Source organism: Rhizobium sp. BE258 (assembly GCF_031457345.1).
In the GTDB taxonomy this organism is placed as follows: domain Bacteria; phylum Pseudomonadota; class Alphaproteobacteria; order Rhizobiales; family Rhizobiaceae; genus Rhizobium.
In genome coordinates this window covers 79781-105420 of the sequence record NZ_JAVDWL010000006.1, presented here as the reverse complement: position 1 = coordinate 105420, position 25640 = coordinate 79781, and the positions used below count along the sequence as shown (strand labels likewise).

Sequence of the window (25640 nt, the reverse complement as noted above, 5' to 3'; positions counted from 1 at the left end):
GAAACTGTTAAAAATCACGGCAAAACGATTAATCAGCGGGTGTTTTAAAGATAAATTTCGCTATCTATGCAAAAACCGCCCCCAGAACACCGGAAGCGGCTGACTTTGCTGCATATTTCGCGGCCGCACCATGCTGCTTATTCAGTGCCGTGACGCGGAAAAATCGGAGCAGAAACCGATTTCCGGTCCCGATTCGGGTTACCAAAATCACCCCCGAAACCCAGGGCTGATTTTCCGCAATTTTTGCTGAACTCCAGAGTAGAGGCGAAGCTCCGGTCAGGCTGTCTTGTGGTTGCCCTTCGGGAACTGGCCGGCGAGCTCGCGATACCACTTGCCGCTCTTCTTCACGGTGCGGACCTGTGTGTTGTAATCAACATGAACGAGGCCAAAGCGCATCTTGTAGCCTTCCGCCCATTCGAAATTGTCCATCAGGCTCCAGGCGAAGTAGCCGCGCATCGGGTAGCCATCTTTGATCAGGTTGGCGACGACATCGAGGTGATCGCTGACGTAGTCGAGGCGCATCGTGTCATCGACTTCGCCATTCGCAACATCGGTGTTGTCGCAGGCACCGTTCTCGGTGATGTAGCACTCCGGCAGTTCGTAGCGGCGGTAGAGATCCTCGACCAGATGCTTGAGACCGGGCGCATAGACTTCCCAGCCGATATCGGTCTTCACGTCGCTCGCCGGTGCCGCCTCGACAGTCCAGGGGAAATCGCCCTTCTTCGAGGCATCGTCGCGGACGCGGTCCGGCTTGTAGTAGTTGAGGCCCCACCAATCGAGCTTCTGGTTGATGATCTTCAGGTCGCCGTCTTCGATGACGGGCATCCGATCGTCGAGTGCCTCGACGAATTCCTTCGGATACTCGCCCTTGAAAACCGGATCGAAGAAGGCGCCGTTGTGGAACTGATGCGCGCGCTCGGCGGCGGCGAGATCAGCCGGACTGTCGGAACCCGGAATGATCGACGAGGCGTTGAGCACCAGACCGACAGGAACATTCGGCGCCTCGGAGCGGATCGCTTCGACACCGAGACCATGGGCGAGGTTCATGTAGTGCATCGCATGGAGCGCTGCCTGCATGTTGCGCTCGCCCGGAGCATGGATGCCATAGAGGTGGCTGAGCCAAACGATGCACCACGGCTCGTTGAAGGTTGCGACCGTATCGAGGCGGTCGCCGAGGCGGGCCATAACCGTCTTGGCATAGCGCTGGAATGCATAGGCGGTCGAGCGCGCCGTCCAGCCGCCGTCGCCGGCGAGCAGCAGCGGCAGATCCCAATGGTAAAGCGTCGCGAAGGTCTTGATGCCGCGCGCCTTGCAGCCATCGACGAGACGGTCGTAAAAATCGAGACCAGCCTCGTTCACCGGGCCGGTACCGTCGGGGATGATGCGCGGCCAGGCGATCGAGAAGCGGTATGCCGAAACGCCCATCTCCTTGATCAGGTCGAGGTCTTCGTCGAGGCGGTTATAGTGATCGCAGGCGACATCGCCGTTATCCCGGTTATAGACGCGGCCGGGCATGTTGCAGAACGCATCCCAGATGGAGGGCTTGCGGCCATCGGCCTTGGAGGCGCCTTCGATCTGGAAGGCGGCTGTCGCCACGCCGAAGGTGAAGTCGCCCGGGAAGCGGGCTGCGAGAAGCTTCGGATCGATCATGATGTTTTCCCGTCTTAGTGCTGTTCAGGTCGGCCGGCGCGGCCATCGTTGGCGGCGGTTTAGCCAAGCCGGAATGTCTTGTACAGGCCCCGAATGTCAAAACTGTAACGTTGCAGATAGATTCCGGCTTCAGGACCGGCTTCCCGCTACGCTTCGTCCGGCCATCAGAGCATGGTTGCGCCCGACGGCATCAGAACCCGTCTCGTGATACTGATATTGCCGAGGAACACTTCGTCATGGCTGACGACCAGAAGCGCGCCGTCATAGGCAGCGAGCCCCGCTTCGACAGCAGCGATCGAGTCGATGTCCAGATGGTTGGTCGGCTCGTCCAGGATGAGCAGCGGCGGCGGCTTCGGTCCGCCGAGCACGCAGGCGAGCCCGGCCCGCAACCGCTGCCCGCCGCTCAGCGTCGAGACCTGCTGCAGTGCTGCGTCGGCGCGGAACATGAACCTTGCCAGCGCCGCCCGGCAGGCATTCTCATCCGCGCCCGGATTGAGGGCACGGAAATTCTCCCGGACACTGAGCCCGGGATCGAGCAGGCTGACGCTCTGATCGAAGAACGCATACCCGGCAGGAACCGAAACCGTGCCGCCCCACGGGTCAAGCACACCGGTGATCAGCGCCAGAAGCGTCGTCTTGCCGGAGCCGTTCGGGCCTGAGATCGCCACACGCTCCGGCCCTGTCAGCGCCAGAGACAGATCGTGGATGATAGGCCGCCCCGGCGCATATCCGGCCGTGACGCCTTCGAGCCGCAGCACCACACGGGACGGCGGCAAGCCGGTCGGTTCCAGCCTGACTGCAAAAGGTTGCAGGACTTCGATCTTGCCGCGCGCCACCGAAGCCTCGCCAAGTGCGTGCTCCCGCCGTTTCTCGCCGAGCCGCACCCGCTCGCCGCGGGTATTCTCAGCCTTGCGTTTCAGCCCACCGGCGACAATCCGGGGCATGTCACCACGCGCCGCCTTGATCCGCCCGCCGCGATCGCTTCGCGCCTGCCGCTCGGCCGCCAGCTGGGCGCTGCGATTGACCTCGTCGATCCGCTTCTCGGCGTCGGCGAGACCATGTTCGGCAGCGGCAAGCTCAATCGCCTTGCGCTCCTGAAAAGCGCTCCAGCCGCCGCCATAGCGCCCGGCACCCAGCGCCGTCAGTTCGACGATCGCATCCATCGTCTCCAGCAGCTCGCGGTCATGGCTGACAACAAGCGCGCCGCCGCGCCAATCGCGCAGCAACGCGATCACCGCATCCCTGCCCTCGCGGTCGAGATTGTTGGTCGGCTCATCAAGGATCAGAAAATCGGGTTCGGTAAAAATCAGCGCCGCCAAACCCGCTCGGGTGCGTTGACCGCCGGAAAGTGACGCCAGCACCGTTTCCGGCAGAGCATCGAGGCCGACGCGTTCGAGGGCCGAAGCCATGCGGGACTCGAGCGTCCAGTCGGCGTGGGCAAGCTCCTCGCCACTCGCCTCGCCACGCTCGGCCCTCATAAGGACGGCGAGAGCATCGCTGGCGTCGAAGAGATCGGCGATTGTTGCCCTGGCTTCGACCTGAACCGACTGGCGGAGAACGCCGAGGCGCCCGTCGAAGGCAATGTTGCCGGACAGCGGCTGCAGCTCGCCGGTCACCAACTTCAGCAGCGTCGTCTTGCCGGCGCCATTGCGCCCGACAAGTCCTGTGCGCTCGGCACCGAAGCTCAGATCGAGACCAGAAAGAAGCGGCCGCCCGTCAGGCGTCGACCACGAAAGATTGGAAAGAGTGATGGAGGCAGGCATGGATAGAGAACTCCCGGATGGCAAGGCGAGACGGCATTGCGATCTGGGTGAAATCCATGGTGGCACACATCCTGTTGGTATTGCGGGATGACGGCAATCTAGGCAGGCAAGGCGGTCAAATCAAGGCGCATGCGGATGGCGCGCTCGCAGCGTGATAACGCTGATGTCAGAAGTCGTGACTTGAGATCGGCGATGCGCCGGGTGAGAGCGGAATGGGAGATAACAACGAAAGGAACCCGATGCTCGCTTCCATCCACCTGCTGCAGCCGCATCTTCTCAGCCTGCTGCGCATCGTCTCGTCGCTCGTACTCTTCAGCTACGGGACGCAGAAGATCCTGCATTTCCCCGCCGCGGCAAGCGTGCCGCCGGTTGGCTCCATGTCATGGATTGCCGGCATGCTGGAACTGGTGCTCGGTTTCCTGGTGCTGATCGGCTTCAAGACGCGGGCCGCAGCTTTCGTTCTCTCCGGCCTGATGGCCTTCGCCTATTTCATCGCTCATGCGCCGAAAAGCTTCTATCCGGCGCAGAACGGTGGTGTCGCCGCGATCCTGTTCTGCTTCGTCATGCTCTATTTTGTCGCCGCGGGCGCCGGCCCCTTCAGCGTCGATGCGCTGCTGAAGCGCAAGCAGGCCACAGCCGTCTGAACCAAACGGTAAGGCTGAAGCGGTTATCCGCTTCAGCCTTGGGGTCTCAAGGCTTGTCGGCCTGCCCCTTGAGCTTGACGGCCATCGTAACGGTGCCACGCACCGTGATGAAACTGCCATTGCCGCGATTAAGATCGGCATTGTTGCTGAGATTGGTGATCTGGCAGCTCTCGCCCACCGTCTCCAGAACCAGCGAGCGCTGCCGCCCGGCCATAGCATAGAAGGTCTTCTGCGCCAGTTCGATCTGTTCGGAAGGGTTCTGCGTCGCGTCAGCCGGAACCGACATCGACATCGTCGATTGAACATTGACGGTTCCGGGCACACGCTGCCCGCCAGGAATGAGCTGTTGCGCCGATGCCGGAATGGCTGCCAGCGCCAGAATGCATGTCATGATGCGGAAAGAGAATGTCATCGGGCCTCCCCATATGGTTGCGGCCCTCTTCTTTCACAATCCCCTTAAACGCGAATGAGCGCATTCCCTAAGATTGAAGGGAATACGCTCATTCGAAACGAACCGACCTCGGATCAGACTTTGACCCAGCCGCCGTTCTTCTTGGAAGACGCGACGCAGGCTTCGACGAAGGCGACACCCTTCACGCCGTCATCGACCGTTGGGTAGACCACGGCCTTGTCGACGGGCTTGCCCTTCTTGGCAGCGTTGATGGCATGAGCCGCTTCCGTATAGATCGTCGCAAAGGCTTCGAGATAACCTTCGGGATGGCCGGATGGAACGCGCGAGACGCGGGCGGCGGCGGCACCCGAACCGGCACCATTGCGGGTGATCAGCCGCTTCGGCTCGCCGAACGGCGTGAACCACAGATAGTTCGGATCGGCCTGGACCCACTCGATACCACCCTTGGTGCCATAGACGCGAACCTTCAGACCGTTCTCATGGCCCGGCGCCACCTGGCTGCACCAGAGCATGCCCTTGGCCGGCTTTTCCTTGCCCTTCGCCTTGTAGCGCAGCATCACATGCGCATTGTCGTCGAGACGGCGTCCCTCGACAAAGCTGTCGAGATCTGCAGCAAGACTGTCGAGTTCCAGGCCGGAAACGAAGCAGCCGAGATTATAGGCATGTGTGCCGATGTCCCCGGTCGAGCCGCCGGCGCCGGATTGGGCCGGATCGGTGCGCCAGACCGCCTGCTTGGCGCCCTGCTGCTCGACGGCTTCCGTCAGCCAGTCCTGCGGATACTCCGCCTGCACCAGGCGGATATCGCCGAGCTCGCCATTGGCGATCATCTCACGCGCCTGGCGGACCATCGGATAGCCGGTGTAGTTATGCGTCAGAATGAAGAGCGCACCGCTCTCATCGGCGATCTTCTTCAGCTTCTTGGCATCGGCAAGATTCGACGTCAGCGGCTTGTCGCAAATGACGTGGATGCCACGGCGAAGAAACTCCTTGGCGGCATCGTAATGCACATGGTTCGGCGTCACGATCGACACCGCTTCGATGCCATTCTTCAGCTTCGCTTCGCGGATCGCCATCTCGCGATAGCTGGAATAGGTGCGCGACGGATCGAGACCGAGATCGCGGCCGGAGGCCTGCGCCTTTTCCGGCGTCGAGGACAGCGCCCCAGCGATCAGTTCGTATTGGTCGTCCAGACGGGCCGCCATGCGGTGCACGGCGCCGATGAATGCGCCAGCCCCGCCGCCGACCATGCCGAGGCGAATGCGCGGTTCGCGCGTCTGTTCGTTTGATGCTTCGATTGCCATTGTATCCTCCTCGAAATCAAATCTCGCGAAAGTCCCCCTCTGCCCTGCCGGGCATCTCCCCCACAAGGGGGGAGAAAACTCGCCGCGCTGCCCCGCACCAATAACAGGTCGTAGCAACGCCGCGAGAAGCCCCTCCCCCTTGTGGGGAGGGGTTAGGGAGGGGTATTTTCGTTAAATCCCCAGCATCCGCCGGTTGGCGGCCTGATCGGTGCCGCCCGCGGCGAAGTCGTCGAACGCCTTCTCGGTGACGCGGATGATATGTGCCTTGACGAATTCGGCGCCTTCACGGGCACCGTCTTCCGGATGCTTCAGCGCGCATTCCCATTCAACCACGGCCCAGCCGTCGAAATTGTTGGCGGTCATCTTCGAGAAGACGGCGCCGAAATCGACCTGGCCATCGCCCAGCGAACGGAAGCGGCCTGCACGCTCGACCCAGCCCTGATAGCCGCCATAGACGCCCTGGCGTCCGGTCGGATTGAACTCGGCATCCTTGACGTGGAACATCTTGATCCGGTCTTTGTAGATGTCGATGTTCTCAAGGTAGTCCAGGCACTGCAGGACGTAGTGCGACGGGTCATAGAGCATGTTGGCGCGCGGATGGTTCTTCACGCGCTCCAGGAACATCTCGAAGGTGACGCCATCATGCAGGTCTTCGCCCGGATGGATTTCGTAGCAAACATCGACGCCGCAGGAATCGGCGTGATCGAGGATCGGCGTCCAGCGCTTGGCGAGCTCGTCGAAAGCGGTTTCGACCAGACCTGCCGGGCGCTGCGGCCACGGATAGATGAACGGCCAGGCGAGCGCGCCCGAGAAGGTCGCATGCGCCTTGATGCCGAGATGCTTCGACGCCGTCAGCGCCATCTTCACCTGCTCGACGGCCCATGCCTGGCGCGCCTTCGGATTGCCGCGCACTTCAGGCGCCGCAAAGCCATCGAAGGCTTCGTCATAGGCCGGGTGAACGGCAACCAGCTGGCCCTGCAGATGCGTCGAAAGCTCGGTGATCTCGACGCCGTTCTGGCGCGCCACACCGGCAAACTCGTCGCAGTAATCCTTGGAGGATGCGGCCTTCTTGAGGTCGATGAGCTGGCTTGCCCAGGTCGGAACCTGGACGCCCTTATAGCCTGTGTCGGCCGCCCATTTGGTGATCGCATCCCATGAGTTGAAAGGCGCTGTATCGCCTGCGAACTGGCCGAGGAACAGGCCCGGCCCCTTGATCGTCTTCATGTCAGAAATCCTCCCTGATTAGCGACCGTAAACGTTTATGATAATCTGTCACACGCATTCTGGCGGGAGCAAGGCGCCTCCACGCACTTGCGGCAAATGTGGCTGGATAGCCGGAAGTCAAATGGTGAGCGAACTAAACACGCCTCACCGGCAGCTGCAAGAGGTACGTGCCGCAAATTCGTCCGCATGCGAAATCGAGACATGAAAAATGCGCCCATCCTTGCGAATGGGCGCATCTGAAGCGAATGATCAGAACGGAGAATCCGGGAAGTAGAAATCCTTGGCATTGTCCTTGGTGACGAGCGTCGCATCAAGAACGAAGGTGCCGCGAACCGGAACCTGATCGTAAAGACCAGCAGCCGTCAGTTCCATGGCCGTACCGACCATTGCCGGCGGATAGAGAACATCGACCGGAATCATCTTGTCGCCGTCCATGACCTTCTTGATCATGTCCTTGGAGCCTGCACCGGCAACGACATACTTGATGTCGGTGCGCTTGGCCTGCTCGATGGCCTGGAGTACGCCGACAGCCATGTCATCGTCCTGGCACCATACGACGTCGATCTTCTGGTACTTGGTCAGGTAGTCCTGCATGACCTTGAAGGCATCGTCGCGGTTCCAGTTGCCGTACTGGCGGTCGAGAACCTTGACGTTGGAGCCTGCAATGCCCTTGTCGAAGCCGTCCTGGCGCTGCTGATCGATCGGGATCGGCAGACCGCGGATAACGACGACCTGTGCGTCCGGCGTCTGAGCGGCAATATACTTGCCGGCGACTTCGCCGAGTGCCGGGTTGTTACCGGCAACATAGAGGTCGCGGACGGAATCGTCGTTGGTCGAAGGAGCACGGTCGACGAGAGCGACATACTTGCCCTTGCCCTTGACTTCCTTGATGGCGTTGACCAACGGATCCGGATCCGACGGCAGGATGACGAGGGCATCGATGCCCTGCGTATCGAGGTCCTGCACGGCGTTTGCCTGGCTGGCAGCGTCCGGCGAGGTCTTGACGATGACGTTCAGGCCAGGATGCTCTTCCATCAACTTCTTGGCGACGCGTTCGGCATGGAACACCACACCAGAGGTCCAACCGTGGTCGGCGGCCGGAATGGACACGCCGATGGTGAACTTCTTGTCCTGTGCGTATGCGGAACCCGCCACTGCGACGGCCGCAACCGCAAGACCCAACATGAGTTTGCGCATGCTATTCTCCTCCCAACATAACTTCAGGGACTTTCCTACCCGTAAACCGGACGCCCTGTGAGCCCGGCCAATTGTTGTTGCGGTCCGTTATCCCTTCCGGACCAGCGAGCGCTGCACCAGCATGGCGATAATGATGATCGCACCCTGGATCGCACCGATGAGATATTCGCTGATGAAATTCGACAGCAGCATGATATTGCCGACGAGCTCAAGAATGAAGGCGCCGCAGATCGTGCCCCAGACGCGCCCTGCTCCACCCTTCAGCGCCGTGCCGCCGACGACGACGGCCGTGATTGCCTGCAGCTCCCAGAGAATGCCGGTGGTGGCCGAGGTCGAACCGAGACGCGGCACGTACAGCAGAACCGCGATCGCCACGCAGAGCCCCTGGATGACGAAGGCAATGGTGCGCACCTTGTTGACTGCGATACCCGAATAGCGGGCGACATCGCTGTTCGAACCGACGGCAACCACATGGCGGCCATAGCGCGTGCGGTAAAGAATGAAGGCGGCAACGGCGGTGACCGCCAGAATGACGACGATCGGAACCGGGACGCCGAGGAAGCTGCCGAAATAGGCCGGACGGTAAAGCGTCTGGATTTCGGGCGAGCGCAGCGTGATGGCGCCGCCCTGCGACAGCCACGTCGTCAGGCCGCGATAGATGCCCATCGTGCCGAGCGTCGCAATGAACGGCTCGATCTTGCCCATGGTGGTGATCAGGCCGTTTGCCAGACCGCAGAGCGCGCCCGCAACGACAGCGAACACGACGGCGACGGCAAGCATCATCGTCGGATCGGCGATGACGCCGGAGTTGAGCAGAAGGATCATCAGGCTGGCAACGAAGGCCACCATCGAGCCGACGGACAGATCGAGGTCACCGGCGGAAATGACGAAGGTGGCACCGACTGCGATGATGGCGATGAAGGCACAGCGTGTCGCGACATTGGCAAGATTGGTGATGCCGATGAAATTCGGATTGACCAGGGCGCCGACGATCAAAAGCAGGAAAAGCGCGGCGAACGGTGCCACGGCGCGCAGATCGACGTCCCGCCAGGAGCGGCGCCGGATCTCTCTGGTCTCCTCGTTGATGCTCATTGTCAAAACCAACCTCCCGACCCAAACCCTGTGGGCATCTTATCGTTGAAACGCGTGCCGAAGCGGCGCCTGCCGGATTGTCAGGCGGCCTTCCTCTTCAGGCCCGCGGCATAGCGCATGATTTCTTGTTCGGAGATTTCGTCGCCCTCCAGCACGCCGACAATGCGCCCCTCGCGCATCACACAGACCCGGGTGCAGAGGCCGATAACCTCCGGCATTTCCGACGAGACGACAATGATCGACCGGCCATCGCGGGCCAGCGCCGAAATGAAATGATAAATCTGCTGCTTGGTGCCGACATCGATGCCGCGCGTCGGCTCGTCGATGATGATGATGTCAGGCTCAGTCTCCATCACTTTGGCGAGCAGCAGCTTCTGCTGGTTGCCGCCAGACATGCGGCCGGCAACGATATTGGCGTCGCGGACGCGGATATCGAAACGGCGCTTTGCCTTGGCCAGCGCCGCAGCCTCGCTGTTGGGACTGAGATAACCGTGGGCGACATGCTGGCCGAGCGACTGCAGCGTCAGGTTCGTCACCATGTTGGAGCGCAGCAGCAGCCCCTTCGACTTGCGGTCCTTGGTCATATAGGCGAGACCGGCGCGATTGGCGGCATGCACGTCGCCGGACGCAACCTCTTGCCCCTTGATCACGACATCGCCGGAAACGCGCGAACGCAGTCCGGCGATCGCCTCCATTAACTCGGTCCGCCCGGAGCCGATCAGGCCCGAGAAACCGATGACTTCGCCCTTGCGAACCTCGAAACTGGCATCCTGCACGTAACCGGTCGAAACGCCGCTGACGCTCAGCACCACTTCTTCATCGACATTGGGCTCGACCTTGGCCGGGTAGAGACTGGAAAGCTCACGGCCGACCATAAGCTGCGCAATGGATTCGCCATCAAGAATGGAGGTCGGCGCCGTCTTGACCCACTGCCCGTCACGCAGAACCGTGACCCGGTCGGTCAATTCCATGACTTCGTCGAGCTTGTGCGAGACGAATACGAAGCTTGTCCCCTTGTCGCGCAGCTTGCGGACCTGCTCGAAGAGAATGCTGGTTTCTTCGCGCGACAGAACCGCAGTCGGCTCGTCCATGAAGACCACGCGCGCATCGCGGCTGATCGCCTTGGCGATTTCGACCATCTGCTTGTCGGCGATCGACAGCGTGCTGATCAGCGCATCTTCATCGACATGCGAACCAAGCATATCGAGCACGCGGCGCGTTTCCTTGCGCATGTAGCGCCGGTCAAGCACACCGAAATGCGTCACTTCGCGGCCGAGAAACAGGCTTTCGGTGACCGTCAGATGGTCGGCAAGATTGAATTCCTGGTGAATGATGACGATGCCGAGCGCTTCGGCGCCGCCATTGGGCGGCAGAACGATCGGCTGACCGTCGAGAAGGATCTCGCCTGATGTCGGCTGCTCGAAACCGGAAAGAACCTTGACGAGGGTGGACTTGCCCGCGCCATTCTCGCCCATCAGCGCATGGACCTCACCGGCACGCAGATCGAAGTTGACGCTGAAGAGAACCTGTACCCCATTGAAGGATTTGCAAATTCGCTTCGCGGACAGCACCAAAGGCGCAGCCTCTGCAGGCTCCACAACCATCATTTCCTCCCTGCGGCTCCCCACCGCTTGAGAATGATGTAAACCTTTACATATGGGATGTAAAGGTTTACATCATTGATTTACACAGATCTGTGACTGGCTGCCTTTGACCTGTCGGCAAGTCTGTGTAGTGTCGCGGCGAAGACAGCCTATGGCGAGCCCCCAGTGTCGAATTCCACGCCCGCAACGATCGAAGACGTCGCCCGGATTGCCGAGGTTTCCATCGCGACCGTATCGCGCGCGATCCACATGCCTGAAAAGGTTGCGAACTCGACGCGCCTGAAGGTCAACCAGGCAATCGCCATCACCGGCTACACGACGAATGCGATGGCGCGCAGCCTGCGCCTCGGCCGGTCAAACATGATTCTCGTGGTCGCGCCGGATATCGGCGACCCGAATTTCTCCAACATTCTCGTCGGCCTGGAAAACGAGGCCCGTGCCCATGGCTACGGCGTGCTGATCGGCCATACGCAGAACGACGCCCAGCGCGGCCTCGAATATCTGAAGTTCTTCAATTCGAACCAGGCGGCCGGCCTCATCCTGTTCACCGGCATCCTGCCCTTCGGCCACCAGACGATGACCGCCCGGCTGCCGCCGAGCGTCGGCGTCTTCGAACCTGTTTTCAATGGCGGCATTCCCTATGTCGGCGTCGATGACACAGAAGGTGCGCGCAAGGCCGTCGATCTCCTGCTGGCCGAGGGCCACCGCAAGATCGCCTTCATCGGCGATTCCCGCACCCGCCTCGCCTACACGCGCCGCCGCGAGGGCTATGACGCAGGGTTGGACGCTGCAAGCGTGCCGAAGGAAACGCGCATCGTTCTCGAAGGCGACGGCACGATCGAAAGCGGCCGCCATGCTGTCGAGCAGCTGTTCATGCGCGATACGTTGCCGACCGCCTTCATGTGCGTCAACGACCAGACGGCGATCGGCGTGATGATCGGCCTCGACGCCCGCGGCTACGATATCCCGCGCGATTTCTCGGTCACCGGTTTCGACGACGTGCCGCAGGCCGTGTTCATGAGCCCGTCGCTGACCACCATCCGCCAGCCGCGCACGGCAATCGGCAAGCAGGCGATGGCGCTGCTGCTAGAACTCCTGGGCGATGGCCAACCCTCGGAGACGGAAATCCTGCTGCGCCCGGATCTCGTCGTGCGCAACTCCGTCTCATCGCCGCCGAAGAACTGGCAGAGGCGATAATCGCGCAGCATTGCTGCCGAAATCCGGAAATCGGCGAAGGCCGCGGGAACAATTTCGAGGTTCAGCCGTTTGCTGACCCGGACGCTGGCTGCATCAGTCGATATTGTGGTTTGCACCCAGCGGCTGGCGTCCAATCAAAATGCGAAAGCCGGTCAGGCATTCGTTGTCCTTAATGCCGGGCGCTCGTTCCGGCTCACTTCCATTGAGTAGCAATCTGTCGAGGCCAAAGATCTTTTTTGGACTCTCTGATGTTTCCGCTAGAAAATTCCGCCACCCGCCTACATTCAAGAATTGAAACAGCCACATAGGACCTGGGAATTCTGTGCCGCCGATACCCGATCGACACCATGCCGAAAATCAGAAGCGACTTGATGCGCTTGAAGCCTTCGACATTCTCGACACGGCTCCGGAACCGGAATTCGACGACATCGTCTTCGTTGCCTCCTCGGTTTGCCATACGCCCGTAGCGCTGATCAGCCTCGTCGAGATCGACCGGCAATGGTTCAAGGCCGCAGTCGGGCTTGAGAGCTGCGAGACGCCGATCGACCAGTCCGTCTGCGCTCATGCGCTATCGAGTCCCCAGCCGCTCATCATCCCCGATCTGACGAAAGACGAGCGAACCAGAGACAATGTGCTTGTGACAGCACCGCCCGGCATTCGTTTTTACGCCGGAGCGCCGCTGGTGACCGCTGACGGAACGATCATCGGCACGCTTTGCGTCATCGACACGGTTCCACGCCCTGAAGGCCTGGTCCCGGATCAGCTGAAGATCCTCCAGGCACTCTCCCGGCAGGTGGTGGCGCTGCTGGAGGCGCGGCGCATTTCGAGCCGGAAGGATGAACTGTTCCGCCGCCAGAAAAGCATCAGCTCGGCGATGCGCTCGTCCGTCAACAAGAACATGGCGGCGCAGGAAGCCGGCCGTATCGGAACGTTCGATCTCGATATCGCCACCAGCCAGATGCGCGTATCACCCGAATTTTGCAGGATCTTCGACGTGCCGATCGCCGAAACCTATCCGGCATCGACATTCGAAGACATGGTGATTCCCGACGACCAGTCCGTCAAGACGAGTGCCTCGACCCGGATGGACGGCACGGCGCTGCTGGATGTGGAATACCGCATCAGCACCAAGCATCGAAGCGTGCGCTGGATATCCCGGCATGCCGCCTTCACGACCGACGCAGACGGCAAACCGACGGCTCTTCGCGGAACTGTCCAGGACGTTACCGCCGAGAAGCGGGCCAGCGCCCGCGCGCAGGCCCTGCTCGATCTCGGCGACCGGCTGAGAAATCTTGACGATATCGAATCGATGGCAATCGCTGCGGCTGATCTTATGGCCAAGGCGCTGGATGCCACGCGGGCGGGCTTCGGTCTTGTTGATGCCGGTAACGAGACAGTGTCGGTGCAACCGGAATGGCAGGCACCCGGCATTGCCTCACTTGCAGGCATCCATAGTTTCCGCGACTACGGAAATTTCATCGACGATCTGAAACTTGGCGACACCGTGATCATCGAGGATGTCAGCTCGGATCCCCGAACCAGCGATCATGCCAGAGCGCTCCTGGATCTGGACATCCGGGTATTGGTCAATGTGCCGATCTTCGACCACGGACATTTCAGCCTGGTGGTTTTCGTCCATCATAACCACCCCTACGACTGGTCGAACGAGGAGCTCGCCTTCGTGCGCAGCTTCGGCGATCGCATTCAGCTCGCCATTGCCCGCGTTAGGGCAGATGCCGAGCAGGATATTCTCAATCGCGAGATCAATCACCGGCTGAAGAACACCTTCGCGATGATCCAGGCCATCGCCACCCAGACCCTCAAGCCAGTGGCCGAGCGGGAGCATGTCGAGAATTTCGAGCGCCGCCTGCATGCGCTGAGCCGCGCCCACGATATCCTGCTGCAGGACAACTGGCTGAGCGCCAATGTCCACGATCTCGTCGTCAAGGCGATCGAATCGCTGGGCGTCATCGATCGCGTGACGATAGCCGGGCCGAAAACCGCTGTTGGCCCCAAGGGCTCGCTATCGATTTCCCTGCTTCTGCACGAGCTCGCCACCAACGCTGTCAAATACGGCTCTCTTTCGGCCGAAAGCGGCGCAGCTTATGTGGCCTGGACCATTGAAGGTCGAGGTGAACAGGCTACATTCCACCTATCGTGGCGTGAAGAAGGCGGCCCGACCGCTTTCGAACCAACCAAAAAGGGCTTCGGTTCCAAGCTTATAAAAATGGGCCTCATAGGGTCCGGCGGGACGGAAACCAGTTACAGCCCGGATGGCTACTCGGTCAAAATGTCCGCGTCGCTCTCGCAAATGCAAAGGAGCGACTGAGTTATGGGAGATGATCACACAGGCACGAGACTACACGTTCTCGTTGTCGAAGACGAGCCGCTGCAGCGGATGATGGCCATCGACCTTGTTGAAGACGCCGGTTTCGAGGCGATCGGCGCGGCCGATGCAGAGGAAGCGGTTCGCATTCTGGAAGCGCGCAGCGATATCCGTATCGTTTTCACCGATATCGACATGCCGGGAAGCATCGACGGAATGATGCTGGCCGTCGCGATCCGCGACCGCTGGCCGCCGATCGAAATCATCATCACCTCTGGCCATATCCGCGAAGAGGAAGTGGTCCTTCCGGTGCGCGGCGTGTTTTTCCCGAAGCCCTACGATACCCGCCGGGTGACGCAGAAACTCGTCGAGTTCGGCGCACCGCACTGATCGGTCTGTTGTTGTCTCATGAAAAAAGCCGGGAAGCCTTCGCTTCCCGGCTTTCTGTTTAGACGATCGACGCAATCAAACGTAACGGTTGACAACGTTCTCGAGCAGTTCCTGCTTGCCGGAACGCGGCTGCGGGTTGATGTCCTTGCTTTCGACCCAGCCGGTGATCTCTTCCAGCGAGTATTCGCCGCGGAAAAGTTTCTGTCCTTCGGCCGAATCCCAGCCGGCATAACGGTCGGCGAGCGGCTTGGAGAGAGCCTTTTCCTCAACCATCTTGGCAGCAGCCTTGAGGCCACGGGCGCAGCAATCCATGCCGCCGATATGACCGATCAGCAGATCTGCCGGATCGAGCGACTGGCGGCGAAGCTTGGCGTCGAAGTTCGTGCCGCCGGTGGTGAAGCCGCCTGCCTGCAGAACCTGGTAGTAAGCAAGCGCCATTTCCGGAACGTTGTTCGGGAACTGGTCGGTATCCCAGCCAGACTGGTAGTCGTTGCGGTTCATGTCGATGGAGCCGAAGATTCCGAGCGCGTTGGCCAGCGCCAGCTCGTGCTCGAACGAATGTCCGGCGAGGATCGCGTGGCCCTGCTCGATGTTGAGCTTCACTTCGTTCTCTAGGCCATGCTTCTTGAGGAAGCCGTAAACCGTCGCGACGTCGTAGTCGTACTGGTGCTTGGTGGGCTCCTGTGGCTTCGGCTCGATCAGGATCGTGCCCTTGAAGCCGATCTTGTGCTTGTACTCGACCACGAGGTTGAGAAAGCGGCCCATTTGGTCGAGCTCGCGCTTCAGGTCGGTGTTGAGAAGCGTCTCATAGCCTTCGCGGCCACCCCAGAGAACGTAGTTCTCGCCACCGAGCTTCTGCGTCGCGTCGAGGCAGGTCTTCACCGTCGCAGCGGCAAAGCCGAAGACTTCAGGATCCGGGTTGGTCGCGGCACCCGACATGTAGCGGCGGTTCGAGAAGAGGTTCGCCGTACCCCAGAGCAGCTTGGTGCCGGTCGCGGCCTGCTTTTCGGCGAAGTAATCGACGATCTCGTTGAGGTTCTTGGTGTTCTCGGCAAAGTTATTGCCCTCCGGGCGCACGTCGGCGTCGTGGAAGCAGTAATAGGGTGCGCCGAGCAGCTGGAAGAATTCGAAGGCAACATCAGCCTTCAGCTTCGCAGCCTTCATCGTGTCTTCGAACCACGGACGCAGGAAGGTCTGACCACCGAAGGGGTCGCCGCCCGGCCAGGTGAACGTGTGCCAATAGGCAACGGCGAAGCGCAGATGGTCTTCCATCCGCTTGCCGAGAACGATTTCGTCCGGCTGGTAGTAACGGAAGGCCAGCGGATTGGTGCTGTCTGGGCCTTCGTATTTGATCTTCTGGATGTCGCCGAAAAATCCGGTGCTCATGGTTGTTTCCTCCTATGGAACGATCGCGAGTGTCAAAAGTCCCCTTCTGCCTGCCGGCATCTCCCCCACAAGGGGGGAGAAAGCTGGTGGCACTGCCTTGCCCAATCGGCAAAGCAGAAACTCGGGGCAAAGCCCCTCCCCCTTGTGGGGAGGGGTTGGGGAGGGGTCTTTCAACGCACCTCCCGTCGAATGGAGTTCAATGCGCCAGCGACTTGATCGCCGGATAGAGCGCACGGTAGCGCTTGTAGGCATCCTCGTAGGCGCCGGTCAGTGCCGTCTCGGGCTCGATCGTGCCATCCGTCTCCGGCGGCGTGCAGACGGCAACCGGGTCTGCCCCTGTCGCTGCGATCAGGCCGAGACGCGCAGCACCAAAGGCAGCGCCGAAATCGCCATCCGCCGGCAGATCGACCGGCACACCGAGCGCCGTCGCGATCGAGGCCAGCCAATAACGCGAACGCGAGCCCCCGCCGATCGCCGTGACCCGGGCAATATCGGTGCCTGCAGACCGCAGGGCTTCGAGATTGTCGCGGATCGCGAAGGACACGCCTTCCAGCACCGCCTGGGTGAGAACGGCACGGCTGCTCTCATGCTCGAGGCCGATGAAGGCACCGCGAATGACCGCATCGTTGTGCGGCGTGCGCTCGCCGGAGAGATAGGGAAGGAAGGTAACACCCGAGGGTGCCTTCAGCGTGTCGCCAAGCTCGCCGGTCAGATCGGCGGCGGACTTGCCCGTCACATGTGAATGCCAGTTCAGCGCGTCGGTGGCGGAGAGAATGACGCCCATCTGATGCCAGGTGTTGGGAAGCGCGTGGCAGAAGGCGTGAACGGCGCTTTCCGGCTTCGGCAGATAGGAGCCGTTGGCCGCAAAGAGCACACCAGACGTGCCGAGCGACACGAAGGCAGCACCATGGCTGACCGTACCCATGCCGCAGGCCGAGGCCGCATTGTCCCCTGCCCCACCGGCGACGACGACGGTACCTGCAATGCCCCACTTGGACGCGAGTTCGCCGCGCAGCTTGCCGGCCTGCTCGGTGCCTTCGACCAGCGAAGGCATCTGCTTTTCATCGAGGCCGGTTGCCGCGAGCAATTCGGACGACCAGGTGCGCTTGCCGGTATCGAGCCAGGAGGTACCGGCAGAATCCGACATTTCGGAAATATGCTCACCGGTCAGCCAGAGGCGCAGATAATCCTTCGGCAGCAGAACCTTGGCGACCTTGGCGAAAATCTCCGGCTCGTTCTTGGCGACCCAGACGAGCTTCGGCGCGGTGAAGCCGGGGAAGACGATGTTGCCGGTCAACTTGCGGAAGCGCGGATCGGCATCGAGTGCAGCGGCTTCATGATAGCTGCGGGTATCGTTCCAGAGAATGCAGGGGCGCAGCACCTTGTCGTCAGCATCGAGCAAGGTCGCGCCGTGCATCTGGCCGGACAGGCCGATGCCCTTGACGGCGGCAAGCTCCTTCGGATGCTTGGCCTTCAGACCAGCCACCGCCTCTTCGGTCGCGCGAATCCAGTGCGACGGCTCCTGCTCCGACCAGCCGGAATGCGGACGCGAGATATCGAGTGCGCCATTGGCCGAACCGATGATCTTCTGATCACCGTCGATCAGCATCGCCTTGACGCCGGAGGTTCCGAGATCGAGACCCAGATACATGTCATTCTCCCTTTGCCGTTACGGCAGATTGTCTTTCAAGAATATGTCGAGGCGGATGCGTTCCTGCGCATCGATCAGCGAAAGCCCGTCCGCCTTTGCCTTCAGAACACGGATGGCGCTGCGCACCTCATGTCCGGCATCCTGGTTCAAGATTGCGTCAATCGTTCCGTCGAGAAGCGCGGCGCGTGTATTCGGCGTCAGCTCATGCGCCACGACAGTCACCTGCCGCCCCGCGCCCTTGGCCTTCAAAGCCTTGATCAGGCCGCGGTTACCGGCGCCGAGGCTGTAGATGCCGACGATGCGATCGTTCTTCGAAAGCGCGTCGGAAACCAGCATATGCGCCATCTCCGGATCGTCGCGCCCTTCGATGACGGGGAGGATTGAAAGACCCGGGAATTCCTGCGCCATCAGCGCCGCAAAGCCTTCCAGCCGCTCGCGATGGTCGCGCACCAGCATGGAACCGGCAAGCACCGCGATCTCGCCCTTCGCGCCGCCAACGAAGCGCCCCAGCAAACGCGCTGCCGTGCGCCCGGCAGCGATGTTGTCGACACCAGCATAGTGGTGGCGCAAGGAGCCCGTCAGATCGGAAACGAGGGTGACGACAGGAATGCCATCGCGCACCAGCGCATCGACGGCAGCAACGACTTCGGGCGCATCAGTCGCCACCAGCGCAATGCCCGCCGGACGCTCGGCGCCAAGCGCCTGCAGCGCCTTGACCAGCGCATCGGGATCGAACGCCGGAACCTCGACCGTGCGGATTTGCGTCCGCTCGATAGGCGAGCGGGCGACAGCGTCGCGGATCTCGGCCGTCAGTCCATGCATGAAGGAATTGTCGGAGGCCGGAAGGATGAAAACGAAGGAATAGGTGCGGCCCTTGGCGAGATTGGCGGCTGCCACGTCCCTGACATAACCGATCTCGCGGATGGCGTTTTCCACCTTCTCGCGGGTCACGTGGCGCACGCCCGGACGCTGGTTCAGCACGCGATCGACAGTCGCAAGGCTGACCCCCGCATGGGCGGCGATATCGTGGACAGTAGGCTTCATCACTCCTCCTGACGAAACCCTTTAGCGCCAATTCTGATGTACGTAAATCAAAAAATCTCATCGAAGCGGAAGTGTCGATACCAGCCTTTGAAAAGATTGACTATTTCTTGCCGTCCCCGGCGATACGCGCCTCGATCGCCAAGGCGATCTTCCCTAGATTCCGACGCTTTCCGCCAAGCGTTTCGATCGCGGCAACGGCAAGGTCGCGGGCGACATAATCCGACTTGTGCCCGAGATTATGCACGACGATCAGCCGCGCGCGCCTGATATCCCTGGCCAGATGGGTGGAGTGGATAGTTGGCGAGACGACGCTATCGGTATCGCCGGTGATGATAATCGTCGGCGCCTTGATCTGCCGGTAGCGCAGCGAGGCCTTCTTGGTCCACTCCAGCAGGTTTGCGACATCCGTGGCATTGTTGTAGAATTCGGCTGGACGCAGCGCCAGAAGCGTTCGCGCCTTGGAAATATAGCCGGGCGGCCGCTTGTTCGGCGCAAACACGCCATTTGTCGCGCCGTTGACCATCGCCAGCCCGACCGGCGGCACGACCAGCGCGCTAAACAGCGGCCCGGTCACCGGCGCGGTCGCTGCGTCGTAGTACCAGGCGATCCCACCTGGCCACGGATAAACAGCGGGCGACAGGAACACGAGACCGGCAACCATATCGGGATGATCAAGCGCGAAAGCCGCCGCAACGGCGCCGCCAAAGGAATGGCTGACGATGATCGCACGGCTGATCCCGCGCTTCTTCATCAACGCTGCAATCGCATCCGCCTGCCCATCCGGAAAGGCATTCTGCGGCCCGCCCCGATCGGAGTGGCCATGACCCGGACGATCGACGAACAGCAGATCCGCCTTGCCCTCCAGCTTTTCACGGAAGGAAAACATCGGGTCATAGAGATTGGCGCTGGCGCCATGGATGAAGACGATGGGTGGAAGCGACGACTTGCCGGACGCCGGAATGAAGACGCTGTTCAGCTTGTAGCCGCCGACATCTATTCTCTCTTCCTTGACGGCCGCCTTGGCAGGCGCGGATGCGAACAGGGGCAGGACGATGCAGAGCCAGGCAATTGCCCTGGCGGAAGACTGAAACATAAGGCGGCATCCGCTGGAGAGATCTGCAGCCTATACGCAAAACGGCCGGCTTTGGTTTCCCAAGCCGGCCGTTATTTTCAGACACCTGAGATCAGTGACCGCCGCCACCGCCACCGCCGCCTTGCGGCGCAGGCTTGGCAATCATCGCAACGCCCAACACCATGGCCAGGAACAGCGCCGTCAGCATCAGAAAAATATCGCTGAAGGACAGGATCACCGCCTGCTTCGTCGCCAGCCCGACCATCTGCTTGATCGCCACCGACGCGCCATCCATCCCGTAGGAATTGAAGTTGGCGGTGAGATTGTTCAGCTGGTCGATCGCGGCCGGATGGCCCCAGTCCATATTCTCGCGCAGACGCTCATAGTGAACGTCCTGGCGATTGGTGAGCACCGTGTTGATGATCGCAAGACCAACGGCACCGCCAAGGTTACGCGTCAGGTTGAAGAGACCGGAGGCACCGCGCATGCGGGCCGGCGGCATCGTGCCAAGCGCGATGTTGTTGATCGGCACCATACACATCATCAACCCGAAACCACGGAACAGCTGCGGCACGAGAAGCTCGTAGAAGTCCCAGTCGTCGGTCAGGCCGGTCATGATATAGGTACCGGCCGCAAAGCTGACGAAGCCGATGACCATCATCAGGCGCAAGTCCATCTTCGTCGACAGCTTGCCGGCGATCGGCGCGGTAAAGAACATCGCCAGACCCGAGACGAACATCGTCTCACCGATCATCAGCGAGTCATAGCCGCGGATGCGCCCGAGATAGACCGGATAGATATAGGTCAGGCCGTAGAGACCGATGCCCATGACGAAGGAGAAAACTGAGCCGAAGGCAAAGTTCCGGTTGGCGAAGGCCCTGAGATCAACCACCGGAAAATCGACGGTGAACGCGCGGTAGAAGAAGACGACACAGGCGATCGCCGAGGCGATGGCGCCGATGACGATATAATTGTCGTTGAACCAGTCGTTCGAATTGCCCTCTTCGAGAACATATTCCAGCGCGCCCAGGAACACGCCCATCGAAATCAGACCCCACCAGTCGAACTTCTTGAACAGCGAAAGCTCAGGCTTGTCGAAGTCGATGAAGTTCCAGGTCACGGTAGCAACGATGATGCCGGGAATGACGTTGACGAGGAACAGCCAATGCCAAGAGAAGGCGTGGCTGAGATAACCGCCGACGGTCGGGCCGATGGTTGGCGCCAGCGTCGCGATCAGGCCGATGATCGGCGAGACGACGCTGCGCTTCGACGGCGGGAAGATCGTGAAAGCAGCGGCAAACACCGACGGGATCATGCCGCCGCCGATAAAGCCCTGGATCGCACGGTAGACGATCATCTGGTCGATATTCGTCGCCGTAGCACAGAGCACGCTCGACAGCGTGAAACCCGCCGCCGAAACGGCGAAGAGATAGCGCGTCGAGACGATGCGGGCGAGCGTGCCCGACAGCGGAATCATGATGACTTCCGCGATCAGATACGAGGTCTGCACCCAGCCGATTTCATCCGAGCCGGCGGAAAGGCCGGCCTGGATTTCAGCCAGCGAAGCCGAGACGATCTGAATGTCGAGGATCGACATGAACATGCCGAGCACCATCGCAAAGAATGCGATGAGCTTGCGCGGGTCCATCCGTTCCTCGGCACCGACGCCGGGAACGGTTCCTGCAGTGGTAGCTGCGGCCATTGGCCTTACTCCGCCTGGCTGATTACTTTGCCTGCTGTGCGTCCGGCGCCGTGCGCGTGTCGACATCGACAACGACGCTCAGGCCTGCACGCAGACGGCCGGTATCCAGTGCATCCTGCGGGAGCGCGATACGAACCGGCACACGCTGGATGATCTTGGTGAAGTTGCCCGTCGCATTTTCAGGCGGCAGCAGCGAGAAGACCGAGCCGGAGGCCGGCGAGATCGACTCGACGGTGCCGACGATCGCATGATCGTCATAAGCGTCGACATGGACATTGACCTTCGAACCCGGAACCAGATGCTGGATCTGCGTTTCCTTGAAGTTCGCGTCGATATAGAGCTGACGGGTCGGGACAAGCGCCATCAGGCGCTGACCGGGAGAAACCAGATCCCCTTCCTGAACCGAGCGATTGCCGACAACGCCGTCATAGGGCGCCTTCAGAACCGTGAAGGACAGGTCGCGGGCGGCCTTGTCGCGCTGCAGTTCCAGCGTCCGGACAGAGCCTTCGGCTTCCTTGCGCTGCGCTTCCAGGATGGTGATGTTGGCTTCGGCCGACTTGATGTTGGCGTCACCGCCAACGAGGTTTGCCTTGGCCTGATCGAGCGCGATGTTGGCGGTATCGAGATCGGCAGCGGTGCCGACCGACTTCGCCTGCAGGTCGCTCTGGCGCTTCTGGGTGATCTCGGCGCCGCGAACGGCGGCATCGAGAGACACCTTCTGTGCCTGGGCCTGGGCGAGAGCCGCCTTGGCACCGTCAACCTGTGCATCGATACGGCTCAGCGACAGCTTTTCCGTGGCGATCTGCGCTTCGGCCTGATCGAGAGCGTTCTGATAGTCGCCATTGTCGAGCGTCGCCAGAACGTCGCCGGCTTTCACCAGCTGGTTGGCAACGACATTGACCTTGGCAACATAGCCGGTGACCTTCGGCGAGATCGTCGCGATATCGCCTTCGATATAGGCGTCATCGGTCGAGACCATGAAGCGGCCGTTGGTCCACCATTCGTAGCCATACCAGCCGCCACCTGCGATGAGCGCGAGCGCAACGATCGGCAGAACGAGACTGCGCTTCTTCTTGACCGGCGGCTGCTCGGCAGCCTTCACTTCCGGTGCAGGCGCCTGCTGAGGAGCACTGCGAGCCTCCGCGGTGGGGGTGTCCGCGGAGGCTGCAGTTTCCGGCTTAGCCGCTTCGGCTTCGGCGGAATCGCTAACAATGCGTGCGACATTGGTTTTCTGAGTGGACATAGACGGACACCGGATAATGGAGTAGATTTAATCGAACTGAACGGTTCGGTTCAGTTGACATAGGCTCTTTTTACATCCATATCAAGTCATATCGAACCGAGCGGTTCGATTTTAGTAAAGAATCTTCGCAAGTGCGAAAAATGGTTAAGGAGAAGATGACAGAAGTGTCCAAGGTTTCAGCCGCCGAAACATCAGCAGCCACTGGCCGCTGGGCAGCCGGAGAAGATCCGGCCAAGCGCACGCAAATCCTCGAGGGCGCCAAGCACGTCTTCATGAAGATGGGCTTCGACGCGGCGAGCATGAACGACGTGACCCGCGAAGCCGGCGTTTCGAAAGGCACTCTCTATGTCTACTTCGCCAACAAGGAAGAGCTCTTCACCGCAATGATCGAGACCGAGCGCGCCGCCTTCGTGGCCGCGCTGCGTGTCGCTCTCGAGCACCATGATAACATCGAGGAAGGCCTTTACGATTTCGGCCTGAGCTTCATTGCTCACGTGACCAGCGAGAAGGTCATTAGCGCCATGCGCACCGTTCTCGGCGTTCGAGATCGGATGCCGGTGCTCTGTCAGCGCTTCTTCAACGGCCCGGAAAATCTGCGCACGGTCTTGCACGACTATCTCACGCGATATGTGAAGGCGGGTGAGCTCAATATCGATGACGTCGATCTTGCCGCCGGACAATTCCTTGATCTCGCCAGCGGCAGTTTCTTCAAGTTCCGACTGTTCGGCAGCATGCCCGAGCCGCCATCCGAGGCCGAGAGGAAGCGCGTTATCGACGGTGCTATCCGCGTCTTCATGGCCGCTTATGGCGCCAGGCAGAGCGAGCCCGCCTGACGAAGCGTGCCTCGCGACATCGGAACTGCGTCATTCTTCATATTCCTCACGGAATAAATACCGTCCCGCTTTCGTATACCCCTTGCGGCGCTTGCATCTCTGCGCCTTCACTCTAGATTTCGGCGTCAGCTGTCTGTGGCGCAAGGGAAAGACAATTCATGCAAGATATCATGATCCTGGTTCAGGATCCGGCCGCCTGGGTGGCGCTGGTGACCCTGGTCGTCATGGAAGTCGTTCTGGGTATCGACAACCTTATCTTCATCTCCATCCTCACCAACAAGCTGCCGCCCGAACACCGTGAAAAGGCCCGCAAGGTCGGTATCGGTCTGGCGCTGATCATGCGTCTGGCGCTGCTCGGCACCGTTGCGTGGATCGTCAAGCTCACCACGCCGGTCTTCGAGGTCTTCGGCCACGGCTTCTCGTGGAAGGACATGATCCTGATCGCCGGTGGTCTCTTCCTGCTATGGAAGGCGACGAAGGAAATTCACCACAGCGTCGATCCCGCCGATCACAACGAGGACTTCATCGCCAATTCGGCGACGACGACCTTCAGCTCGGCGATCGTGCAGATCCTGATCCTCGACCTCGTCTTCTCGGTCGATAGCATCATCACCGCCGTCGGCATGACGCCGCATCTGCCGATCATGGTCATCGCCGTTCTGGCCGCCGTCACCGTCATGCTGGTTGCCGCAACGCCGCTCGCAAACTTCATCGAGAAGAACCCGACCATCGTCATGCTGGCGCTTGCCTTCCTGATGATGATCGGCACGACGCTGATCGCCGAAGGCATGGGCTTCCATGTTCCGAAGGGCTACGTCTACGCCGCCATGGCCTTCTCGGCGCTGGTCGAGGTGCTGAACATGTTTGCGAGAAATGCCCGAAAACGAAAGAAGGGCGAGAGCCACTAGCTAGCTCGGCAACGGGCGCGGCCCCGGCCGCGCCTAGAGCATGTCGCCCAGGCTCCAGTGATTGCCCCAGCGCGCATCGATCTCGTCGTCGACATTCTGGTAGCGGATATCGGTCGATAGACGGATCAGCCGCCCGGGGCTTTCATTCGCCGTCGAGGCATGGATCATGTAGGGGCTGTGCAGCATCACATCGCCGGCCTCGTAGTCGGCGATCAGCCAGCGCGTATCGAAGCGCTCGGCCATATCGGGCAGGTCTTTCGATACCCAGCCGCCCTCGGTCATGTTACGATTGTACGCGCTGATCCGCTCTTCGGCCGAAAGCCCGGCGCTCCCGGCGGCAAACTCCTTCTCCATCTGCCTGCCGATCGCATGCGACCCCTGCAGATAGACGAGCCCGCCCATATTGACGGGAACATCGCCGAGCGGAATCCAGGCGGTGACGATGCGGCTTGTCCCGCCGCGCAGATAAACGAGATCGTAATGCGCCGGCGTCGTAGTAGAACTGCCAGGCAGCGTGTGACGCATGATCTTGCGCTTATGCAGATAGGAAATGCCGGACAGGAATTCGTCCATGAAAGCCGCAAGCCGCGGCTGGGCGCAAAAACCTTCATAGGCAACGGAACGGACGAGCGACATGAGGATGCGGTTGGCCCGCTGCGGATCGCTCTCCGCAGCGGCCGCCAGACCAAGACGCGGATCTGATTCCTGCTCGATCAACCCCGCCCCTGCCAGATGACCGAACACCCAGCCGCGAAACGCATTGACGGCATCAGGATCGAGAAACCGCTTCAGCCAGACATAACCATGCTCTTCGTAGCGCTCGCGGATCGCTGCGATGCCGATCGCTGGATCGGTCGGAACGAGATAGCCAAGCCTGTTCCCGTCCGTTGAGAGCACCTTGCCACCGGCCCTCAGCACCGGCATCTCAGACATGGTCTTCATGGCCAAACTTGACATTTCGATCGTCCTCCTCTCCGAATTCAGGCCGCAATGCTGCAGCG

General features: G+C 60.9%; 21 protein-coding genes. 6 read left to right on the top strand and 15 right to left on the bottom strand.

Features of this window, described 5'->3' with window-relative positions:
• Nucleotides 1-276 precede the first annotated feature (276 nt).
• Nucleotides 277-1650: a GH1 family beta-glucosidase gene (locus tag J2X43_RS21085; protein WP_310296870.1), complete on the bottom strand. Its 1374-nt coding sequence runs from the start codon at nt 1648-1650 to the stop codon at nt 277-279.
• Between the two features lie 164 nt (nt 1651-1814).
• Nucleotides 1815-3413 (bottom strand): ABC-F family ATP-binding cassette domain-containing protein, encoded by a 1599-nt coding sequence (locus J2X43_RS21080; protein WP_310296868.1) that lies wholly within the window; start codon nt 3411-3413, stop codon nt 1815-1817.
• Nucleotides 3414-3652: 239 nt separating this feature from the next.
• On the opposite strand from J2X43_RS21080, the gene J2X43_RS21075 reads away from it, so the two are divergent.
• Nucleotides 3653-4057 (top strand): DoxX family protein, encoded by a 405-nt coding sequence (locus J2X43_RS21075; protein WP_310297526.1) that lies wholly within the window; start codon nt 3653-3655, stop codon nt 4055-4057.
• 46 nt (nt 4058-4103) lie between these two features.
• Here J2X43_RS21075 and J2X43_RS21070 read toward each other — a convergent pair whose 3' ends face one another.
• From J2X43_RS21070 to J2X43_RS21045, 6 genes are all read right to left on the bottom strand, one after another.
• Nucleotides 4104-4469 carry a hypothetical protein gene (locus tag J2X43_RS21070; protein ID WP_310296866.1) on the bottom strand — a complete coding sequence of 122 codons (366 nt, stop codon included), beginning with the start codon at nt 4467-4469 and terminating at the stop codon, nt 4104-4106.
• 113 nt (nt 4470-4582) lie between these two features.
• Nucleotides 4583-5770, bottom strand: a complete 1188-nt coding sequence (locus J2X43_RS21065; protein ID WP_112385614.1) for a Gfo/Idh/MocA family protein — start codon at nt 5768-5770, stop codon at nt 4583-4585.
• Nucleotides 5771-5941: 171 nt separating this feature from the next.
• Nucleotides 5942-6994 carry a sugar phosphate isomerase/epimerase gene (locus J2X43_RS21060; RefSeq protein ID WP_112385615.1) on the bottom strand — a complete coding sequence of 351 codons (1053 nt, stop codon included), beginning with the start codon at nt 6992-6994 and terminating at the stop codon, nt 5942-5944.
• 249 nt (nt 6995-7243) lie between these two features.
• On the bottom strand, nt 7244-8191 hold the full coding sequence (locus tag J2X43_RS21055) for a substrate-binding domain-containing protein (RefSeq protein WP_112385616.1): 948 nt from the start codon (nt 8189-8191) through the stop codon (nt 7244-7246).
• 87 nt (nt 8192-8278) lie between these two features.
• Entirely contained in the window at nt 8279-9283 is a 1005-nt protein-coding gene (locus J2X43_RS21050) for an ABC transporter permease (protein WP_310296863.1), read from the bottom strand.
• 80 nt (nt 9284-9363) lie between these two features.
• Entirely contained in the window at nt 9364-10887 is a 1524-nt protein-coding gene (locus tag J2X43_RS21045; protein ID WP_310296861.1) for a sugar ABC transporter ATP-binding protein, read from the bottom strand.
• A gap of 165 nt (nt 10888-11052) precedes the next feature.
• Here J2X43_RS21045 and J2X43_RS21040 point away from each other — a divergent pair, with 165 nt between their 5' ends.
• From J2X43_RS21040 to J2X43_RS21030, 3 genes are all read left to right on the top strand, one after another.
• On the top strand, nt 11053-12084 hold the full coding sequence (locus J2X43_RS21040) for a LacI family DNA-binding transcriptional regulator (RefSeq protein ID WP_310296859.1): 1032 nt from the start codon (nt 11053-11055) through the stop codon (nt 12082-12084).
• Nucleotides 12085-12406: 322 nt separating this feature from the next.
• Nucleotides 12407-14413, top strand: coding sequence for a GAF domain-containing protein (locus J2X43_RS21035; protein ID WP_310296857.1), 2007 nt, complete (start codon nt 12407-12409; stop codon nt 14411-14413).
• A gap of 3 nt (nt 14414-14416) precedes the next feature.
• Nucleotides 14417-14800, top strand: a complete 384-nt coding sequence (locus tag J2X43_RS21030) for a response regulator (protein WP_310296855.1) — start codon at nt 14417-14419, stop codon at nt 14798-14800.
• A 75-nt stretch (nt 14801-14875) separates the two neighbouring features.
• Here J2X43_RS21030 and xylA read toward each other — a convergent pair whose 3' ends face one another.
• The 6 genes from xylA to J2X43_RS21000 all read right to left on the bottom strand — a co-directional run bounded on the left by xylA (nt 14876) and on the right by J2X43_RS21000 (nt 22898).
• Entirely contained in the window at nt 14876-16186 is a 1311-nt protein-coding gene (gene xylA / locus J2X43_RS21025) for a xylose isomerase (protein WP_112516837.1), read from the bottom strand.
• Nucleotides 16187-16382: 196 nt separating this feature from the next.
• Nucleotides 16383-17837, bottom strand: coding sequence for a xylulokinase (gene xylB, locus J2X43_RS21020; RefSeq protein WP_310296852.1), 1455 nt, complete (start codon nt 17835-17837; stop codon nt 16383-16385).
• 18 nt (nt 17838-17855) lie between these two features.
• The gene (locus tag J2X43_RS21015; RefSeq protein ID WP_310296850.1) at nt 17856-18881 is read right to left on the bottom strand and encodes a LacI family DNA-binding transcriptional regulator; all 1026 of its coding nucleotides are present in this window, start codon (nt 18879-18881) and stop codon (nt 17856-17858) included.
• A gap of 100 nt (nt 18882-18981) precedes the next feature.
• Nucleotides 18982-19974, bottom strand: coding sequence for an alpha/beta hydrolase (locus tag J2X43_RS21010; protein ID WP_310296848.1), 993 nt, complete (start codon nt 19972-19974; stop codon nt 18982-18984).
• A 91-nt stretch (nt 19975-20065) separates the two neighbouring features.
• On the bottom strand, nt 20066-21655 hold the full coding sequence (locus J2X43_RS21005; RefSeq protein ID WP_310296846.1) for a DHA2 family efflux MFS transporter permease subunit: 1590 nt from the start codon (nt 21653-21655) through the stop codon (nt 20066-20068).
• Between the two features lie 22 nt (nt 21656-21677).
• Entirely contained in the window at nt 21678-22898 is a 1221-nt protein-coding gene (locus tag J2X43_RS21000; protein WP_310296844.1) for an HlyD family efflux transporter periplasmic adaptor subunit, read from the bottom strand.
• Between the two features lie 155 nt (nt 22899-23053).
• On the opposite strand from J2X43_RS21000, the gene J2X43_RS20995 reads away from it, so the two are divergent.
• Together J2X43_RS20995 and J2X43_RS20990 are read left to right on the top strand one after the other, a co-directional pair.
• The gene (locus J2X43_RS20995; RefSeq protein ID WP_310296842.1) at nt 23054-23731 is read left to right on the top strand and encodes a TetR/AcrR family transcriptional regulator; all 678 of its coding nucleotides are present in this window, start codon (nt 23054-23056) and stop codon (nt 23729-23731) included.
• 158 nt (nt 23732-23889) lie between these two features.
• A complete protein-coding gene (locus J2X43_RS20990; RefSeq protein WP_112537067.1) occupies nt 23890-24639 on the top strand; it encodes a TerC family protein in 750 nt (249 codons plus the stop codon).
• 33 nt (nt 24640-24672) lie between these two features.
• On the opposite strand, the gene J2X43_RS20985 is transcribed toward J2X43_RS20990, so the two are convergent.
• The gene (locus tag J2X43_RS20985; protein WP_310296840.1) at nt 24673-25596 is read right to left on the bottom strand and encodes a phytanoyl-CoA dioxygenase family protein; all 924 of its coding nucleotides are present in this window, start codon (nt 25594-25596) and stop codon (nt 24673-24675) included.
• Nucleotides 25597-25640: the final 44 nt, after the last annotated feature.